Genomic DNA, 16,668 nt, shown 5'->3' on the forward strand with positions numbered 1-16,668 from the left:
GACTTCAGTCGAAGATTCCCGTCACCCGCCCGAGCAGCATGAAGGCGCGCGCGGTGCGCGTCTCGGCCAGGGCGGCGATATCCTGATCGCTCGCGTTCTTCTCGAACTCCGAAAAGGTCTTGTCGAACTGCCGCAGGAAGTGGTGCGCGGCATCTCGGAAGATCGTGTCCTGCCGCATGCGTCCGGCCGTCAGGGCGAGGCTGGAGCGGTCGCGCACCCCGCCGAGGGCCGCGATCGTGCGGCCGCGTTCGCCTTGCGCGAAACGCCGCCACACCTCGGGACGCGCCCGGTCGGGGCGCAGGTCGTCCATGTAGATTCCATCCTGGCTGAGCAGGGTGAGCGCGTCCTGCGCCGCGCGGATCAGCTTTGCCAGCGCCCGGTCGTCGAGCGCCCGGCGCAGGGCGCGGAACCCTTCCTTGTCGTTGGCATTGTCGGGGAAGTTGAGCGCCCGGATGAAGTCGCCCACAGAGACCGGATTGGCCGGCGACTCGGCCGGGGCGCCGAGTGCCAGGCCGGGCTGCTCGTCGCCCGAAGCCGCCGGTTTCGGCGCGGCGAAGGCCGCCTTGCGGTCGGCCGAGGGCTGCACTGCGTCCTCGTCGCGGCGCGAGGTGAAGGTGACGATGGCGCTTTCGGCCTGCCGGGCGGCGGCGGCGATCTCTTCCAGGCGCTTTTCGACCGACGGCTTGCTGAGGCCGGCCTGCGACTGGGACACATAGGCATGACGCATGGCGTCGATTGCCGCCTGCAGGCGCTGGGCTTCCGACCGCATGGTCCGCGCTGTCCTGAGCGTGATCGCGGCGATCCAGATCAGCGCGACGGGCAGGAAGATCGCGACCAGCACCATGATCGTGCCGAGCGGGCCGCCCGACCCTTCGCCGTCGCCCGCAAAAAGAAAGAACCCGCCCACCAGCGCAAGCCAAAGGAGGCTGACGGCGCCGGCGACGATGTCGCCCGGGGCGATCGCGGGGTCTTCGGAGGGACGGGAATAGAGCCCGAAATCGGCACGGGTGGCGCCGCCCGGTTCCGCTGTCTGCTCTTCTGCCATCATCGGCCCTCCGCGCCGGCTTCAGATGTAGCGAACGCTCAGCACTTCATAACCCTTCTCGCCGCCGGGTGTGCGCACCTCGACGCTGTCGCCTTCGTCCTTGCCGATCAGAGCCCGGGCGAGGGGTGAGCGGATATTGAGCAATCCGGCCTCGATGTCGGCCTCGGCCTCGCCAACGATCTGGTAGGTCTTTTCCTCATCGGTGTCCTCGTCGACGAGGGTTACCGTCGCGCCGAACTTGATGGCACCGGAGAGCTTCGCCGGGTCGATGACCTCGGCCCGCGACAGAAGCGCCTCGATCTCCTTGATTCGCCCCTCCACGAAGCTCTGGCGCTCGCGCGCGGCGTGGTACTCGGCGTTTTCCGACAGGTCGCCGTGTTCGCGGGCCTCGGCGATAGCCTTGATCACGGCCGGACGTTCCACCGTCTTCAGGGATTTCAATTCCTGGTCGAGCGCGGCATGGCCGGCGCGGGTCATCGGTACTTTTTCCATCGTCGCCTGTCGAAGAACAATTGGCCCCAAAAAAGCCGGGATTATACGCAACACACAGGTGGTAAACCCGGTCTGCGCCGTGAAAGTCAATAGGCGCGGTCCGGCAAGCCGGGCTCGCTGCCCAAAAACTACGAAATCGTGCCGAGGCAGAGACTTGAAGCTGTTTTTCCGACTGACACTGATCTACATGGCGATTTCCGTTTCGATTACGGCCCTGTCACGGGACGTCGGAATCGAGCTTGCCGCGGATGCCGGAATTGCGACGCTGGCCTTCGCCTCGCTACTGAGGGATGCTGGGTCCCTTGCATTCCCGGTCATCGCGATTGTGCCTTTCGTTATTGGCTGGCGAAACTTCGCGGCGAATCTCGACAACATCGCCTACGCATTGCTGGGCACGGTGATATTCCAGGCCGCCTTCTCGTTCGTGAAGTCGACGATTCCCTTCATCGTGCCGTTCTACGCAGATCGTTACCTCGCAGATTTCGACCGTTGGCTGCATGGCGGTACGGACCCCTGGGTTTTCGCCCATGCTTGGGCGCCGGCGATTCCGATCGAACGGCTCCTGAATGTTTACATGACGGTTTGGACGCTCGCTGCCATCGGCTTCATCGTGGCCGTCGCGATGACAGATCGCGACCGGCAAAGGGTCGTGCGGTTCCTCGTTCTCTTCTTCTTGGCCTGGGTCTTCCTCGGCAACGTCTTGGCGGTCGCCTTCTCCTCGGTCGGTCCGGTCTTCTACGATCAACTTCTGGGCGGTGATCGTTTTGCGGCGTTGGCCGCAGCGTTGGCGGAGCCACCGTTCGCCGGATCCCAGATTAGTACGGCGCAGGGTTATCTCTGGGCTGCCTATTCCGAAAGCGGCATGGCGCTCGGGTCCGGCATCTCGGCCTTCCCGAGCGTGCATCTCGGTGTCGCGACGATGACCGCGCTTTACATGGGGGAGCGCAGCCGCTGGCTCATCCTGCCGGGTGTCGCCTTCGTCGCGACGATTCTCTTCATGTCGGTCTACACCGGCTATCACTACGCCGTGGACGGCTATTTCTCGATCCTCTTCATGCTCGGTCTCTGGGCGATGTTGCGGCGCGTTCAGAATGCCGAGGCGCGCTGGAACTGGGAGGGGTTCAGCATCCGGCCTCGGCAATTGCGGACCGATCCCTGACGCGCCTTCCCTAGACCTGTATCGGCGAAGAAGCACTTCTGTCGTCAATACGATTCCCGCTGTTTCGTTCCGGCAATCACGTCATGGACGGATATGTCTCGGCACCCGCCGTTTTCGGCGCACGGGCGCCGCCGTGCCACCGTTATTCTCCCCGACCGGACACGATCAACACGGCGCCGAAATGGCGTGCGGCGACATTGTTGCGTCCCCCGGCGCGGTGGGCTAACGATCTTGCGCGAGGAAATGGGCGTCTTGCGGCGCGACGAAAGGGAGTGAGATGGCCGAGATCGAACGCGAATCGATGGAATATGACGTTGTGATCGTGGGCGCGGGCCCCGCCGGTCTTTCTGCGGCGATCCGGCTCAAGCAACTCGATGCCGATCTGAACGTCGTTGTGCTCGAGAAAGGCTCCGAAGTCGGTGCGCATATCCTTTCCGGCGCTGTCCTCGATCCGTCCGGCCTCGACGCGCTGATGCCCGACTGGAAAGAAAAGGGCGCGCCGATCAAGGTCGAGGTGAAGAAGGACAACTTCTACATTCTCGGCGAGGCCGGCCAGGTCCGCATCCCGAACTGGCCGATGCCGCCCTTGATGAACAACCACGGCAAATACATCGTCTCGATGGCGAATGTCTGCCGCTGGATGGCCGAACAGGCCGAGGCGCTGGGCGTCGAGATCTTTCCGGGCATGGCCTGTTCGGAACTGGTCTACGGCGACAACGGCGAAGTGAAGGGCGTCGTTGCCGGCGTGATGGGGCTGAACCCCGACGGCACGCCCGGGCCGAATTTTGAGCCGGGGATGGAGCTTCACGGCAAATATGTCTTCCTGTCGGAGGGCGTGCGCGGCTCGCTCGCCAAGGAAGTCATCGCGAAATACGACCTGTCCAAGGGTCACTGCCCGCAGAAATTCGGCCTCGGCATGAAGGAGATCTGGGAGATCGACCCCGCGAAGCACCGCGAGGGTACGGTCACCCATACGGCCGGCTGGCCCTTGGGCAAGAACGCGGGCGGCGGGTCGTTCATCTACCACCTCGAGAACAATCAGGTCTATGTCGGGTTCGTGGTGCATCTGAACTACCAGAACCCGCATCTCTACCCCTACATGGAGTTCCAGCGCTTCAAGCATCACCCGCTGGTCGCGGACCTCCTGAAGGGCGGCAAGCGCGTGGCCTACGGGGCACGGGCGATCAGCGAGGGCGGCTGGCAGTCGATCCCGAAGGTCGTGGCGCCGGGCGTGGCGCTTCTTGGCTGTTCGGCGGGTCTTGTGAACGTGCCGCGCATCAAGGGCAACCACAACGCGATGCTCTCGGGTAAGGCGGCGGCGGAAGCCGCGTTCGCGGCGATCGGGGCCGGCCGGGCGGGCGACGAACTGTCCGCCTACGAGACCGACCTGCGTTCGGGGCCCATCGCCAAGGACCTGAAGAAGGTCCGCAACGTGAAGCCGATGTGGTCGCGCTGGGGTTTTCTCGCCAGCCTGACGCTCGGCGGCTTCGACATGTGGACGAACAACCTCTTTGGCCTGTCGCTCTTCGGCACGCTCAAACACGGCAAATCCGACGCGGCAGCGACCGGCGAGGCGTCGAAGTTCCCGAAGATCGACTATCCGCGGCCCGACGGGGTACTCTCGTTCGACCGGCTGACCAATGTCAGCTTCTCGGCGACGAACCACGAGGAAAGCCAGCCCTGTCACCTCAAGCTCAAGGATCCTTCGGTTCCGATCAAGGTGAACCTGCCGAAATACGACGAGCCGGCGCAGCGCTACTGCCCGGCCGGCGTCTACGAAGTGCTGGAGGGGGAGGACGGCCCGCGGTTCCAGATCAACTTCCAGAACTGCGTCCACTGCAAGACCTGCGATATCAAGGACCCGAGCCAGAACATCAACTGGACGACCCCGCAGGGCGGCGACGGGCCCAACTATCCGAATATGTGATGGCCGGCCGCCGCGCCGACGTCGTCGCTTTCGTCGAAGGGTATTTCGGCCGGCCGATCTCTGGCGCGGCCGCAAGCGACGTTCTGGCTGCGACGGGATGTGAGGGGGACGATGCGTTCGAATTCCTGCAGGCCTTCGCCGAGCATTTCGGGGTTGATTTGGCGGGGTATCGCTGGGAATTTCATCACGCGGACGAGGGCGCGTTGCTCAATTCCGGCTGGCCGTTCAGGCCGCCGCACCGGAAAGTCGCACGGATTCCTGTCACGCTTGACATTCTGGTGCAGGCCGCATCCGGGGGGGGGCTGGCCGGTTGTCTATCCGCCTGTCGACCCGGTCCGGCGACGCCGTGATCAATGGAATTCCGCCATAGTGTTCGCACTCATGGCCACTGCCGTTGTCGTGGTGTCTGCGGTTGCCTTTCCCAACATGTAACATTTCCGGCAGAAACGGGCTTGCCGGGCGCTCTCACGGGGCGCCCCGCATTGCTTTGGTCTATCGCCTCGCTTACGTTCGGGCGATCGCCCTTCGGAAGGACCCGTGCACCGTGACACTCCCCTTGCGCCCGCTTTCCCTCATCCTCGCGCTCGGCATCGGGGCTGCGCTGCCCGCCCGTGCCTGGGACGGAGTGGCCGGGCCTTACCTCGCGGGACGCTTGGCGAGCCTTGAGTCCGACTATGTCGCGGCGTCCGATTACTTCACCCGCGCGCTGGCCGCCGATCCGAGCAATCCCAGTTTGATGGAGAATGCGGTCATCTCCCAGATCGGGCGCGGCGCCATCGACAAGGCGCTGAAGCCCGCCCAGCTTCTTGGCGAACTCGGGGCGACAAGCCAGATCGCCGATCTGGTCATCCTCGCCGACCTTGCCGCGAAGAAGGACTTCGCGGGCGCGATTGCAGCACTCGACAAGGGCCGCAGCGCCGGGCCGTTGGTCGATGGCCTCTTCCGCGCCTGGGCTCTGGTCGGCATGGGCCAGATGTCCGACGCGACAGTGGCCTTCGACAAGGTGTCCGAGGCCCCGGGCAGCCGCGCCTTCGGGCTTTACCACAAGGCGCTGGCGCTGGCCTCCGTGGGCGATTTCGAGGGCGCGGACCGGATCTTCTCAGGCGAGGAAGGCGGGCCCCTGCGGGCAACCCGGCGCGGCGTTCTGGCCCATGCCCAGATCCTCAGCCAGTTGGAGAGGAACGCCGATGCGGTCGAACTGATCGACAAGACCGTGGGCGAAGCGGCAGACCCGATCTTCTCCGCGCTTCGTGACGAGTTGAAGGCCGGTAAACCCCTGCCGTTCACCGTCGTCACGTCCGCGACCGACGGCCTGGCGGAGGTCTTCTTCACCGTGGCGACGGCCTTGAACGGCGAAGCGGCGGATGTGAACACGCTCGCCTATGCCCGGATAGCCGAGTTTCTCGCCCCGAACCAGTCGGATGCGATCCTGCTCTGTGCCTCGATCCTCGAAGCGCAAGGACAGCACGATCTCGCCACTGAGACCTTCAACCGCATCCCGCGTGAAGATCCGGCCTATGTCGCGGCCGAGCTTGGTCGGACAGACGCCCTCATCGCGGCGGGCCGGGTCGATGCGGCGATCGAGGCGTTGCAGCAATTGGCCAAGACAGTGCCCGGCCGCGCCGATATCTGGGGCGCGCTCGGCGATATCCTGCGCCGTCAGGAACGCTATGCCGACGCGGCCGATGCCTATGACAAGGCCATCGCCACCTTTTCGGCCGAGGAGCCGGGCCAATGGGTGGTCTACTACACGCGCGGCATCGCAAACGAGCGCGAGAAGAACTGGGACAAGGCCGAGGTCGATTTCCGCAAGGCCCTGGAACTGCGCCCCGATCAGCCGGCGGTACTGAACTACCTTGGCTACTCCTATCTGGAGATGAACACCAACCTCGACGAAGCGCTCGGCATGATCGAACGTGCCGTGGCCGCGCGGCCGGATGACGGGGCGATCGTCGACAGCCTCGGCTGGGCGCTCTACCGGCTGGGCCGCTATGCCGACGCCGTGTCGACGCTGGAAAAGGCGGTGGAACTGATGCCGGTCGATCCGGTGGTCAACGACCATCTCGGCGATGTCTACTGGGCCGTCGACCGCAAGCGCGAGGCTGAGTTCCAGTGGAAGCGTGCCCTGTCGTTCGAGCCCGATACCGAAGAGGAGGCCGCGCGCATCCGCCGCAAGCTGGAGGTCGGGCTGGACGTCGTTCTGAAGGAAGAGGGTGCGGAGCCCCTCGCCGTCACCAAGAATGGCAATTGAGGTCGCGGCGCCCGCCAAGCTGAATCTTGCGCTGCATGTCACCGGCCAGCGGCCGGACGGCTATCATCTGTTGGACAGCTTCGTGGTCTTCGCCGATCTGGGTGACCGGATTCGGGTGGAGGCGGCGAAGGCGCTGACCCTGCGGATCACTGGTCCGGAGGCTGCCGGGCTGAGCGCCGGAGACGACAACCTCGTGCGTCGCGCCGCGCGCGCCTTCGGAGCCGGACGCGGAGCGGCGATCGCCCTCGAAAAGAACCTGCCGGTCGCGTCCGGGATCGGCGGTGGGTCCGCCGATGCGGCGGCGGCGCTGAAGGCTCTTGCGCAGCTATGGGATGTGGCGCTGCCGGGAGACGCGGCGGTTCTGGCGCTCGGTGCCGATGTTCCGGTCTGCCTTGCGGGGCGGCCCGCGCGGATGTCGGGGATCGGCGAGGCGCTGGCGCCGGTTCCGCCACTGCCGGACGGCCTCGCCGTGGTTCTCGTGAACCCGCGCGTATCGGTCGCGACCCCGGCCGTCTTCCGAGCGCTCGTCCGAAAGGACAATGCCGCGATGGAGGCCCTCCCCGACAGGTTCGCGGATTTGGGCGCTCTGGCCGATTGGCTGGCGCGCCAGCGCAACGATCTCGAACCTGCGGCCATCGCGACGGCCCCGGTCATCGCAAAGGTTCTCGACAAAATTGCCGCGACGGGACCGGTTCTGACCCGGATGTCCGGATCCGGCGCCACGTCGTTCGGCCTTTTTGATACACTTGGCGCGGCAACGACCGCCGCAGCCCGTCTGGCGGAGGAGCATCCCGCCTGGTGGGTGCGCGCGGCGCGGGTCCTGCCCTCACCGCAGGGCTGACTGTCGAGGAAGGCCTGCGAAGGCCGACGGCGTCAGATCAGCTTATGCGGGCGACGACGTAGTCCGCGAGGTCGGACAGCATGCCGCGCAGGTCATTCGGGGGCAGGGCCGTGAGCGCCGCCTTGGCCTTGGCCGCCCATCCGAGGGCGTCGTCGCGTGTCGCAGCCATCGTGCCGTGCCGGAGCATCAGCGCCAGCGCCTCATCGAGGTCGCCGTCGCGCTGGTCCCCCTTCTCGATCACCCGGCGCCAGAATTCGCGTTCCGCCGCCGTGGCCTTCGCCACCGCCTTGATCACCGGCAAGGTCAGCTTGCGCTCGCGGAAATCGTCGCCCACGTTCTTGCCGATCACGGCGCTCGTCCCGCCGTAGTCGAGCAGGTCGTCGGCGATCTGGAAGGCGATACCGAGCGCGTCGCCGTAAAGGTGCAGCGCGCGGATCTGGTCCTCGGGCGCGCCGGCAATGACGCCGCCAACCTCGGTCGCGGCGGAAAAGAGCGCCGCCGTCTTGCCCCGCACCACCTTGATGTAGATGTCTTCGTCGGTGCGCAGATCCTGCGCCGCGGTGAGTTGAAGAACCTCACCCTCGGCAATCGTCGCCGAGGCATTGGCGAGGATGTCGAGCACCCTGAGCGACCCGGTCTCGGTCATCAGCTGGAACGCGCGGGCGAAAAGGTAATCGCCGACGAGGACGGACGACTTGTTGTCCCAGAGCAAATTCGCCGTCGGCCGCCCCCGTCGCTGGGCGCTTTCATCGACGACGTCGTCATGCAGAAGCGTTGCCGTGTGGATGAACTCCACCGTCGCGGCGAGCCGGACGTGATGGTCGCCGCCATAGCCGCAAAGCCGCGCCGCCGCGAGCGTCAGCATGGGCCGGAGCCGCTTGCCGCCAGCCTCGACCAGATGCGCCGTCACCTCGGGAATCCGCGGCGCGTGTTCGGACGCCATCCGGGCCCGGATCAGCGCATTCACACGCTCCATATCGGCCGCGAGATGGGCGCTCAGCCGGTCCAGGGGTTTCTGCGTGGTTTCGTCCAGGCTCATGCCGTTCCCGTAGCACCTCGACAAAGCCGGGGCTCTGTCCTTAAGTCTTGGATTATGAAAGAGCTTCTCAGCACCACTGACCCGACCAAAATCGCCTTCGCCACAGCTCTTCTCGACGCTGAGGGTATAACGACCTTTCAGATGGACGTCCACATGAGCGTGCTCGAAGGATCCATTGGCATTTTGCCGCGCCGGTTGATGGTGCGGGATACCGATCTCTTCATGGCGCGGGCGATCCTGAAGGACAACGGGATCGAGCTTTGAGATGTTCGACGAGGCGGATCTGAGCGAGGATGCATTCCTGGACGGGCGGCTCCGCATCGCCCAGCCGCGGAACGGATATCGGGCCGCAATGGACCCGGTTCTCTTGGCCGCCGCGGTGCCGGCAAGGCCAGGGGAAAGCGTTTTGGAGCTTGGCTGCGGCGCGGGCGTGGCAAGCCTGTGCCTCGGACACCGGGTGCCGGGGCTTCGCTTGGCCGGATTGGAGCTTCAGCTCGCCTACGCGGCCCTCGCGCGGCGCAACGCAGCGGCGAACGGACAGGAATTCGACGTGCATGACGGCGATCTCGCCCGGCTTCCGGCCGCGCTGCGGGACCGGAGCTTCGATCATGTGATTGCCAATCCGCCCTATTTCGCTGCTGGCGGCGGCACCCCGGCGGCCGATGGCGGGCGAGAGATCGCGCAGCGGGAGGCGACCCCGCTCGATCTCTGGCTCGGTGTGGCGCTGCGCCGCCTGCGGCCGGGCGGTTGGCTGACGGTCATTCAGGCGGCTGATCGTTTGCCGGAACTTCTGGCCGGCCTGCGCTCCGGTGCCGGCAGCATCGTCGCCCTGCCGGTCGCCTCGCGGGCGGGCCGCGAGGCGAACCGGGTGATCCTGAGGGCGCGGAAGGGCGGGCGCGGCGCCTTTCGGCTCATCGCCCCGTTCATCCTCCACGACGGGGCGGCGCATCTGCGTGACGGCGACGACCACAGTCCCGCTGCGCGCGCGATCTTGCGCGATGCTGCGGCTTTCGACTTCTGAATTCCGTTAACCGACCGGCAAGGAAATGCGCGCCATCCTCTGATTGGCGCGGGCGGTCACGGTTCCGCGTGACACGACTCATCTTATGTGATGGGATTGTGACAGTTTTCACAGGAGAGGAGACACCGATGTCGCTGGGTTCGCACCTGCAAGAGCTTCGGAAGAAACATCAATCCCTGTCGGAGGCCGTCGAGGAGGCCTTGCGCCATCCCGGCACTGATGACCTCGTCATCGCTGACATGAAAAAGCAGAAACTGCGGATCAAGGAAGAAATCACCCGGCTGAGCCAGAACTGACTCTCGCCACCGGCTCGACGGCCGGAGAGGCGTCGGGCGATTTGCATCGCTGCAATAACGGAAAAAGGAAGCCGCCGCGTCAGCCCGAAGGGGCTGGCGCGGCGGACTCATTGAGAAGCCGGGCCGCGCGGAGCGGATGTTGCCGCAGCGCGCACCGATCGCCGCGACTCCGGACGCCGCGACAAAACGTCGCCGGACGCCCGCCAGTTCCATCTCCGCGGCGCAGTTATTCATCCATTCACTCGATGCAAGCGGACCTGATCCGTGCGCGCCTCACGTCACCTTCCTCCACTTGGCCCATATCGTTCAGGCAGACAAAGGGGCCGGTCGCCCGCGACCGGCCCCACAATAACCCTGCGACGCAGATCAGACGAAGAATTGCCCGCCGTTCGCCGAGATGGTCGACCCGGTGATGAATCCGGCATCGTCGGCCGCAAGGAAGACGACGCAGCGCGCGATCTCTTCGGGCTCGCCCAGGCGACCGACCGGAATCTGCGGGATGATGCGTTCGGCCAGCACCTTCTCGTCGATGGCGCGGACCATCTCGGTGCCGATATAGCCGGGGCAGATCGCGTTCACGGTGATGCCGGCCCGCGCGCCTTCCTGTGCCAGCGCCTTGGTGATGCCGAGATCGCCGGCCTTGGCGGCGGAATAGTTGGCCTGACCGGCCTGGCCCTTCTGGCCATTGATCGAGGAAATGTTGATCACCCGGCCGAACTTGCGGTCGCGCATCCCCGACCAGATCGGATGGGTCATGTTGAAGACGCCCGAGAGGTTGGTGTCGATCACCTCTTTCCACTGCTGCGGGGTCATCTTGTGGAACATCGCGTCGCGGGTGATCCCGGCGTTGTTCACCAGCACCTCGACCGGGCCGAGATCAGCCTCCACCTTGGCGATACCTGCAGCGCAGGCATCGTAATCGGCGACGGACCATTTGTAGGTCGGAATGCCGGTTTCCTTGGTGAAGGCGGCGGCGGCCTCGTCATTGCCGGCATAGTTCGCGGCGACCTTGTAGCCGGCATTCTTCAGGGCGATTGAGATCGCCGCGCCGATGCCGCGCGACCCGCCGGTGACCAAAGCTACTCTCGACATGATTCCTCCTTTGCAAAAATCCTCTTGAAATCCTGTTACCGAAATGAAAAAGCGGGCGCAACATTATTGCGTCCGCTTTTTTGCATTTGCAGCATAATTGCGCGATCAGGCGCGCTCGAGACACATGGCCACGCCCATGCCGCCGCCGATGCAGAGCGTGGCGAGCCCCTTCTTCGCACCCGAACGCTGCATCTCGAAGAGGAGCGTGTTGAGAATGCGCGCTCCGCTCGCGCCGATCGGGTGGCCGATGGCGATCGCGCCGCCGTTCACGTTCACCTTCGCCGGATCCCAGCCCATATCCTTGTTGACCGCACAGGCCTGCGCCGCAAAAGCCTCGTTCGCCTCGATCAGGTCGAGGTCGGCGGCCTTCCAGCCGGCCTTTTCCAGTGCCTTCCGCGAGGCAAAGATCGGACCGACTCCCATGATCGACGGATCAAGGCCGGCGGTCGCGTAGGAGGCGATGCGGGCCAACGGCGTCAGGCCCCGCTTCGCGGCCTCGTCAGCCGACATCAGCAAAACGCCCGCCGCACCGTCGTTGAGGCCGGAGGCGTTGCCGGCCGTGACCGAGCCTTCCTTGGAAAAGGCGGGCTTGAGCTTCGCCATCGCGTCGATCGTCGCGCCGTGGCGGATATACTCGTCCTGATCGACGACGATGTCGCCCTTCCGCGTCTTCACCGTGTAGCCGATGATCTCGTCCTTGAACTTGCCGGCCTTCTGCGCGGCCTCGGCCTTGTTCTGGCTCGCCACGGCGAACTCGTCCTGCATCTCGCGGCTGATCTGCCATTTCTCGGCGACATTCTCGGCCGTGGTGCCCATGTGATAGCCGTTGAACGCGTCCCAGAGGCCGTCCTTGATCATCGAATCGATGAACTTCATGTCGCCCATCTTCTGGCCCGCGCGCAGATGCGCGACATGGGGGGACAGCGACATGCTCTCCTGTCCGCCGGCGCAGACGATGGCGGCATCGCCAAGCTGGATGTGCTGGGCGCCGAGCGCAACCGAGCGCAGGCCCGAACCGCAGACCTGATTGATCGACCAGGCCGCGCTTTCCTGCGGCAGGCCGGCATTGATATGGGCCTGACGGGCCGGGTTCTGACCTTGCCCTGCCGTCAGGACCTGACCGAGGATGGTCTCGGACACTTCGGCCTTGTCGATACCGGCGCGGGTCACGATGGCGTCGAGTACCGCCGCGCCGAGGTCATGGGCGGGCGTGTTGGCGAAGGCGCCGTTGAAGCTCCCCACGGGCGTGCGGGCAGCGGATACGATAACGACGTTGGTCATGGGCAGGGTCCTCCTGAAGGCGCGAAATCCGCGCGCGAGGACCCGATCGAAGGGACCCTCGCGCCGCTGTGCAGCATGCCGATAGGAGCGGTTGCGTCAAGCGCGATGGGTGGATCGCCGGGCCAGTACGAAATATTGTTTCGTGTACGCCCGGTTCGGCCAGTCTCAGTCCGTTGTAATCAGGCGCGTTTCTTCGCCAGAGGCATCTTCCAGGGCGGCGTCACGGTCGGGGCCCCGAAATAGTAGCCCTGCATGCAGTCCATCCCGGCGTCGGTCAGCCAGGCGGCGTCACGGGCATTTTCCACCGATTCAGCAACCGCGAACATGTCGAACTGCTGGGCGATCGACAGGAGCGCCTTGGTCAGGCACTGGTTGTCGGGGCTGTCGGCAACGCCGCGGATGAACTGGCCGTCGATCTTGACGAAGTCGAAGTAGAACTCCCTCAGGTAACGGAACGAGGTATAGCCCGCGCCGAAATCGTCGAGCGCGAAGGATATCCCCTCCGCCTGCAATTCGCCCATGAAGACCGAGACCGCGTCGGGCATGACGATGGCAGAGCTTTCGGTGATCTCCAGGATCAGCCGTTCGGCCAGGGTCGAGTCCGCCTTGAGCCCGCGCTTGAGCACGTGCTTCCAGCGCGGATAGGCGATCGAGCGCGCCGACATATTGATCGCGAGCCTGAGCGACGGATCCTGCTTGAGCGAGGTGAGCCCCATGTCGAGTGACAGGTAATCGACGATGCGCCCCAACTCCGTCGTTTCGATGGTATCGATGAAATCGTGGGCCGGGATGATCCGGCCGGTCTCGTCCAGCAGCCGGATCAGGCCCTCGTAGAAGGCCGGCCGGTCCGGACGCGTCGCCTGCACCACCGGCTGGAACGCCAGGAGCACGTCGCGCCGCTCGACCGCCCGCTTTACCATGGCCAGGGTCGCGCGGTCGCGCAGGCTGACCGCCGCGCTCAGGGGGCTGTCCTCACTCGGGTCGCGGGGTGGCTGTCCGTATCTGCGGCCGTCTCGCATCGCATTTCTCCTCGCCGTCCGGCGACAGATTGGGCAGAAGGGGATAAGAATCCGTAAACGCTTGCGGCCATTTCACGGCCGGGCGCCGGAGTCCGGGAGGGCGAGATGAACGAACGCTGCGGCTGGTGTGGGACCGAAGCCATCTATGTCGACTATCACGACACCGAATGGGGCGTGCCGGAACGCGATGCGCGGGCGCTTTGGGAAAAGCTCATCCTCGACGGCTTCCAGGCCGGGCTTTCCTGGATCACGATCCTGAAGAAGCGCGACAATTTCCGGGTGGCGTTCGAAGGCTTCGACCCCGCGCTGATCGCCGGCTGGGGGGAGGACGAGGTGGCGCGGCTTCTCGCCGATCCCGGCATCGTGCGGTCGCGCGCCAAGATCGAGGCAACGATCGGCAATGCCCGCGCCTATCTCGACATTGCCGGACGCGAGGGATTCGACAGCTTCCTCTGGCGCTACGTCGACGGACAGCCGGTCCAGAACCGCTTCCGGACATTGGCGGAGGTGCCGGCCTCCACGCCGCTCTCGGATCAGATCTCGAAAGACCTGAAAAAGGCCGGATTCCGCTTCGCCGGGCCGACAATCGTCTACGCCTTCATGCAGGCGGTCGGCATGGTCAACGACCACCTCGTCACCTGCCCCGCGCACGGTCGGGTCGCCCTTCTCGGCTGATCCCCTAAGGAGCAATGGCCCCGGGGGAGCCTTCGTTCCATCGAACAATGATCATGCACTGCCCCCGGCGGACCGGCCGATGCCGAAACCCGTTCACTCCGCGGCGACAAGCGCCCCGACGATGGACCGGGCGCTTTCGCTGTCCCATTCCGCATCGCCCGTCATCCGCGCGATCTCCCGCCCCTCGCGGTCGAGGATCACCGTCACGGGCAGCCCGAAGACCGCCATGTTGCGCGCCAGATCCTGCCCGGGGTCGAGAAGGACCGGCAGCGTCTCCACCCCGGTCTCGTCGAAGAGCCGCTCGATCGCGGGCAGGGGATTGCGCCCGGTGGCGATGGTCACGACCGCGAAGTCCGCGCCGCCAAGATCGCGGTTGAGCGCGTCGAGCGCCGGCAGTTCCTTCCGGCAGGGCGCACACCAGGTCGCCCAGAAATTCACCGCGACGATCTTGCCCTTCCAGTCCCCCAAGCGGTGTTCGCCGCCCGACGCATCCGTGAAGGCGATGTCGGAGACCGGGGCGGGCTCCGCCGCGAACATCAACTTCTTCATCGACCCGTCGCGCAAGGCCTCGATCTCGGCGGTGCCGGCCAAGGCGGCATTTGCACCAAGGCCAAGGGCCGTGTAGAGGACGGCGAAGAGGAACCAGCGCATAAGAGCCTCCGGGGGCAAGAATGACCGACAAGACCCAGAACGCGATGTGGGGCGGGCGTTTCGCCGCCGGACCGGACGCGATCATGGAGGCGATCAACGCCTCGATCGGCTTCGACAGGCGGCTTCATGCCCAGGACATCGCAGGATCCCGCGCCCATGCGGCGATGCTCGCCGCACAAGGCATCATCAGCGATAAAGACGCAGAGGCCATTCGGGAAGGGCTGCTCACGGTCTTGTCAGAGATCGAGGGCGGAAACTTCGCGTTTTCGACGGCGCTCGAGGATATCCACATGAATGTCGAGGCGCGGTTGAAGGAGGTGATCGGCGAACCGGCCGGCCGCCTCCACACCGCGCGAAGCCGCAACGATCAGGTGGCCACCGACTTCCGGCTCTGGGTGCGCGACCAGGCGGATGCGGCGATTGCAGGGCTCGTCGCCCTGCAAAAGGCGCTTCTGGCGCAGGCGGAGGCCGGGGCGGACTGGGTGATGCCGGGCTTCACGCACCTCCAGACCGCGCAGCCGGTGACCTGGGGCCATCATATGATGGCCTATGTCGAGATGTTCGGCCGCGACCTCGGCCGCTTCCGCGACGCGCGGGCGCGGATGAACGAATGCCCGCTGGGCGCCGCCGCGTTGGCGGGCACGTCCTTCCCCATCGACCGCCACGCGACGGCACAGGCGCTCGGCTTCGACCGACCGATGGCCAATTCGCTCGACGCCGTCAGCGATCGCGACTTCGCGCTGGAATTCCTCGCCGCCGCGTCGATCTGCGCCATGCACCTCTCGCGCTTTGCCGAGGAACTGGTGATCTGGTCCTCGGCCCAGTTCCGCTTCGTCGCGCTCTCGGACCGGTTCTCGACCGGATCCTCGATCATGCCGCAGAAGAAGAATCCCGATGCCGCGGAACTGATTCGCGCCAAGATCGGCCGGATCATGGGGGCGACCGTCGCGCTGATGATGGTGCTGAAAGGTCTTCCCTTGGCCTATTCCAAGGACATGCAGGAAGACAAGGAGCAGGTCTTCGACGCCGCCGACAACCTGATGCTCGCGCTCGCCGCGATGGAGGGCATGGTGCGTGACATGACGGCGCAGGTCGCGAACCTCGAAAAGGCTGCCGCGTCGGGCTTTTCCACCGCGACCGACCTCGCCGACTGGCTGGTGCGGACGCTTGGCCTGCCGTTCCGCGACGCCCACCACGTCACCGGGGCCCTCGTCGCGGCGGCCGAGAAGAAGGGCTGCGATCTGCCGGAACTGTCACTCGACGAAATGAAATCCGCCCATCCCGGCATCACCGAGGCGGTCTATACCGTCCTCGGCGTCCACAATTCCGTCGCGAGCCGGCAGAGCTACGGCGGTACGGCGCCGGACCAGGTCCGGGCGCAGATCGCCCGCTGGAAGGACCGGCTCGGATGAAGGCCGCAGGGCTGATGATCGCCTGTGCCGCGCTCCTTGGCTGCTCGCAACCCCGCGCCCATGCGGGTGTGCATGTCACACCGAAGGGCGTCCGCGTCGTGCCCTCCGTCTCCACCTCCATCGCCGGACTCGGCGTCACCGTGAGCGAATGATGCGCATTCTTGTCTCTCTTCTCTGTCTCGGCGTTCTTGCCTCCTGCGGCGCCGATGGCGCCCCGAACCCGCCGTCCGAGCCAGGGCTCACGGTCAGCGGCACGGTGAAGGTCGGGGTGGCCGGAAGCCTTTGACCGTCCTGATCCGGCGGAGCGCGCGGTTCGCGCGCAAGATCCTCCTCTCACCGCTTCCGCCAAGGCGAAAGCGGTTCGGGTCGCTCCGCGGGGGGAGTATTTGAAAACAGAAGAAGGGGCCGTTGTTGGTTAGCGGCTAGCTAAGTATATAGGCCCCCAAAAATACTCCCGCCGGAGGCAG

Annotated in this window: 19 protein-coding genes; 12 read left to right on the forward strand and 7 right to left on the reverse strand. The window is 65.5% G+C overall.

Annotated features, from left to right (window positions below):
- Positions 1–4: 4 nt before the first annotated feature.
- Positions 5–1,048 carry a hypothetical protein gene (locus V5734_RS03780; RefSeq protein WP_432759660.1) on the reverse strand — a complete coding sequence of 348 codons (1,044 nt, stop codon included), beginning with the start codon at positions 1,046–1,048 and terminating at the stop codon, positions 5–7.
- A gap of 18 nt (positions 1,049–1,066) precedes the next feature.
- Positions 1,067–1,537 carry a transcription elongation factor GreA gene (gene greA / locus V5734_RS03785; protein ID WP_347312181.1) on the reverse strand — a complete coding sequence of 157 codons (471 nt, stop codon included), beginning with the start codon at positions 1,535–1,537 and terminating at the stop codon, positions 1,067–1,069.
- A 154-nt stretch (positions 1,538–1,691) separates the two neighbouring features.
- On the opposite strand from greA, the gene V5734_RS03790 reads away from it, so the two are divergent.
- The 5 genes from V5734_RS03790 (at position 1,692) to V5734_RS03810 (ending at position 7,715) form a co-directional block, all read left to right on the forward strand.
- Positions 1,692–2,696 carry a phosphatase PAP2 family protein gene (locus V5734_RS03790; protein ID WP_347312182.1) on the forward strand — a complete coding sequence of 335 codons (1,005 nt, stop codon included), beginning with the start codon at positions 1,692–1,694 and terminating at the stop codon, positions 2,694–2,696.
- Positions 2,697–2,973: 277 nt separating this feature from the next.
- On the forward strand, positions 2,974–4,623 hold the full coding sequence (locus V5734_RS03795; RefSeq protein ID WP_347312183.1) for an electron transfer flavoprotein-ubiquinone oxidoreductase: 1,650 nt from the start codon (positions 2,974–2,976) through the stop codon (positions 4,621–4,623).
- Positions 4,623–4,973 carry a hypothetical protein gene (locus V5734_RS03800; RefSeq protein ID WP_347312184.1) on the forward strand — a complete coding sequence of 117 codons (351 nt, stop codon included), beginning with the start codon at positions 4,623–4,625 and terminating at the stop codon, positions 4,971–4,973. The genes V5734_RS03795 and V5734_RS03800 overlap by 1 nt, the downstream gene beginning before the upstream one ends.
- A gap of 194 nt (positions 4,974–5,167) precedes the next feature.
- Complete coding sequence (locus V5734_RS03805; protein WP_347312185.1) at positions 5,168–6,874, forward strand: tetratricopeptide repeat protein; 1,707 nt, start codon at positions 5,168–5,170, stop codon at positions 6,872–6,874.
- Positions 6,864–7,715 carry a 4-(cytidine 5'-diphospho)-2-C-methyl-D-erythritol kinase gene (locus tag V5734_RS03810; protein ID WP_347312186.1) on the forward strand — a complete coding sequence of 284 codons (852 nt, stop codon included), beginning with the start codon at positions 6,864–6,866 and terminating at the stop codon, positions 7,713–7,715. The genes V5734_RS03805 and V5734_RS03810 overlap by 11 nt, the downstream gene beginning before the upstream one ends.
- 37 nt (positions 7,716–7,752) lie before the next feature.
- Here V5734_RS03810 and V5734_RS03815 read toward each other — a convergent pair whose 3' ends face one another.
- Positions 7,753–8,754, reverse strand: a complete 1,002-nt coding sequence (locus tag V5734_RS03815; RefSeq protein WP_347312187.1) for a polyprenyl synthetase family protein — start codon at positions 8,752–8,754, stop codon at positions 7,753–7,755.
- 54 nt (positions 8,755–8,808) lie between these two features.
- On the opposite strand from V5734_RS03815, the gene V5734_RS03820 reads away from it, so the two are divergent.
- The 3 genes from V5734_RS03820 to V5734_RS03830 all read left to right on the forward strand — a co-directional run bounded on the left by V5734_RS03820 (position 8,809) and on the right by V5734_RS03830 (position 10,071).
- Positions 8,809–9,018: a DUF2007 domain-containing protein gene (locus tag V5734_RS03820; RefSeq protein ID WP_347312188.1), complete on the forward strand. Its 210-nt coding sequence runs from the start codon at positions 8,809–8,811 to the stop codon at positions 9,016–9,018.
- A gap of 1 nt (position 9,019) precedes the next feature.
- A complete protein-coding gene (locus tag V5734_RS03825; protein ID WP_347312189.1) occupies positions 9,020–9,775 on the forward strand; it encodes a tRNA1(Val) (adenine(37)-N6)-methyltransferase in 756 nt (251 codons plus the stop codon).
- Positions 9,776–9,903: 128 nt separating this feature from the next.
- On the forward strand, positions 9,904–10,071 hold the full coding sequence (locus V5734_RS03830) for a YdcH family protein (RefSeq protein WP_347312190.1): 168 nt from the start codon (positions 9,904–9,906) through the stop codon (positions 10,069–10,071).
- A gap of 366 nt (positions 10,072–10,437) precedes the next feature.
- Here the strand turns inward: V5734_RS03830 and phbB are convergent, their stop codons facing one another.
- The 3 genes from phbB to V5734_RS03845 all read right to left on the reverse strand — a co-directional run bounded on the left by phbB (position 10,438) and on the right by V5734_RS03845 (position 13,463).
- On the reverse strand, positions 10,438–11,163 hold the full coding sequence (gene phbB / locus V5734_RS03835) for an acetoacetyl-CoA reductase (protein WP_347312191.1): 726 nt from the start codon (positions 11,161–11,163) through the stop codon (positions 10,438–10,440).
- A gap of 105 nt (positions 11,164–11,268) precedes the next feature.
- Complete coding sequence (locus V5734_RS03840) at positions 11,269–12,444, reverse strand: acetyl-CoA C-acetyltransferase (RefSeq protein ID WP_347312192.1); 1,176 nt, start codon at positions 12,442–12,444, stop codon at positions 11,269–11,271.
- Positions 12,445–12,623: 179 nt separating this feature from the next.
- Positions 12,624–13,463 (reverse strand): EAL domain-containing protein, encoded by an 840-nt coding sequence (locus tag V5734_RS03845; RefSeq protein ID WP_347312193.1) that lies wholly within the window; start codon positions 13,461–13,463, stop codon positions 12,624–12,626.
- Between the two features lie 105 nt (positions 13,464–13,568).
- Between V5734_RS03845 and V5734_RS03850 the strand changes: the two genes are divergently transcribed.
- Positions 13,569–14,138 carry a DNA-3-methyladenine glycosylase I gene (locus V5734_RS03850; protein ID WP_347312194.1) on the forward strand — a complete coding sequence of 190 codons (570 nt, stop codon included), beginning with the start codon at positions 13,569–13,571 and terminating at the stop codon, positions 14,136–14,138.
- A gap of 93 nt (positions 14,139–14,231) precedes the next feature.
- On the opposite strand, the gene V5734_RS03855 is transcribed toward V5734_RS03850, so the two are convergent.
- Complete coding sequence (locus V5734_RS03855) at positions 14,232–14,789, reverse strand: TlpA disulfide reductase family protein (RefSeq protein WP_347312195.1); 558 nt, start codon at positions 14,787–14,789, stop codon at positions 14,232–14,234.
- 20 nt (positions 14,790–14,809) lie between these two features.
- On the opposite strand from V5734_RS03855, the gene argH reads away from it, so the two are divergent.
- The 3 genes from argH to V5734_RS03870 are packed head-to-tail and all read left to right on the forward strand — an operon-like array spanning position 14,810 to position 16,487.
- Complete coding sequence (gene argH, locus V5734_RS03860) at positions 14,810–16,201, forward strand: argininosuccinate lyase (protein WP_347312196.1); 1,392 nt, start codon at positions 14,810–14,812, stop codon at positions 16,199–16,201.
- Positions 16,198–16,353 carry a hypothetical protein gene (locus V5734_RS03865; RefSeq protein ID WP_347312197.1) on the forward strand — a complete coding sequence of 52 codons (156 nt, stop codon included), beginning with the start codon at positions 16,198–16,200 and terminating at the stop codon, positions 16,351–16,353. The genes argH and V5734_RS03865 overlap by 4 nt, the downstream gene beginning before the upstream one ends.
- Entirely contained in the window at positions 16,353–16,487 is a 135-nt protein-coding gene (locus V5734_RS03870) for an argininosuccinate lyase (RefSeq protein WP_347312198.1), read from the forward strand. The genes V5734_RS03865 and V5734_RS03870 overlap by 1 nt, the downstream gene beginning before the upstream one ends.
- Positions 16,488–16,668 lie beyond the last annotated feature (181 nt).

It is taken from the genome of Defluviimonas sp. SAOS-178_SWC, assembly GCF_039830135.1.
Classification (GTDB): domain Bacteria; phylum Pseudomonadota; class Alphaproteobacteria; order Rhodobacterales; family Rhodobacteraceae; genus Albidovulum.

What these genes read in the sequence shown, in the direction of transcription:
- phbB (WP_347312191.1), bottom strand. Translation starts at nt 11,163, where the DNA reads ATGTCGAGAGTAGCTTTGGTCACCGGCGGGTCGCGCGGCATCGGCGCG.
- V5734_RS03855 (WP_347312195.1), bottom strand. Translation starts at nt 14,789, where the DNA reads ATGCGCTGGTTCCTCTTCGCCGTCCTCTACACGGCCCTTGGCCTTGGT.
- V5734_RS03795 (WP_347312183.1), top strand. Translation starts at nt 2,974, where the DNA reads ATGGCCGAGATCGAACGCGAATCGATGGAATATGACGTTGTGATCGTG.
- V5734_RS03825 (WP_347312189.1), top strand. Translation starts at nt 9,020, where the DNA reads ATGTTCGACGAGGCGGATCTGAGCGAGGATGCATTCCTGGACGGGCGG.
- V5734_RS03800 (WP_347312184.1), top strand. Translation starts at nt 4,623, where the DNA reads ATGGCCGGCCGCCGCGCCGACGTCGTCGCTTTCGTCGAAGGGTATTTC.
- V5734_RS03840 (WP_347312192.1), bottom strand. Translation starts at nt 12,444, where the DNA reads ATGACCAACGTCGTTATCGTATCCGCTGCCCGCACGCCCGTGGGGAGC.
- argH (WP_347312196.1), top strand. Translation starts at nt 14,810, where the DNA reads ATGACCGACAAGACCCAGAACGCGATGTGGGGCGGGCGTTTCGCCGCC.
- greA (WP_347312181.1), bottom strand. Translation starts at nt 1,537, where the DNA reads ATGGAAAAAGTACCGATGACCCGCGCCGGCCATGCCGCGCTCGACCAG.
- V5734_RS03850 (WP_347312194.1), top strand. Translation starts at nt 13,569, where the DNA reads ATGAACGAACGCTGCGGCTGGTGTGGGACCGAAGCCATCTATGTCGAC.
- V5734_RS03830 (WP_347312190.1), top strand. Translation starts at nt 9,904, where the DNA reads ATGTCGCTGGGTTCGCACCTGCAAGAGCTTCGGAAGAAACATCAATCC.
- V5734_RS03820 (WP_347312188.1), top strand. Translation starts at nt 8,809, where the DNA reads ATGAAAGAGCTTCTCAGCACCACTGACCCGACCAAAATCGCCTTCGCC.
- V5734_RS03845 (WP_347312193.1), bottom strand. Translation starts at nt 13,463, where the DNA reads ATGCGAGACGGCCGCAGATACGGACAGCCACCCCGCGACCCGAGTGAG.
- V5734_RS03870 (WP_347312198.1), top strand. Translation starts at nt 16,353, where the DNA reads ATGCGCATTCTTGTCTCTCTTCTCTGTCTCGGCGTTCTTGCCTCCTGC.
- V5734_RS03780 (WP_432759660.1), bottom strand. Translation starts at nt 1,048, where the DNA reads ATGATGGCAGAAGAGCAGACAGCGGAACCGGGCGGCGCCACCCGTGCC.
- V5734_RS03865 (WP_347312197.1), top strand. Translation starts at nt 16,198, where the DNA reads ATGAAGGCCGCAGGGCTGATGATCGCCTGTGCCGCGCTCCTTGGCTGC.
- V5734_RS03810 (WP_347312186.1), top strand. Translation starts at nt 6,864, where the DNA reads ATGGCAATTGAGGTCGCGGCGCCCGCCAAGCTGAATCTTGCGCTGCAT.
- V5734_RS03815 (WP_347312187.1), bottom strand. Translation starts at nt 8,754, where the DNA reads ATGAGCCTGGACGAAACCACGCAGAAACCCCTGGACCGGCTGAGCGCC.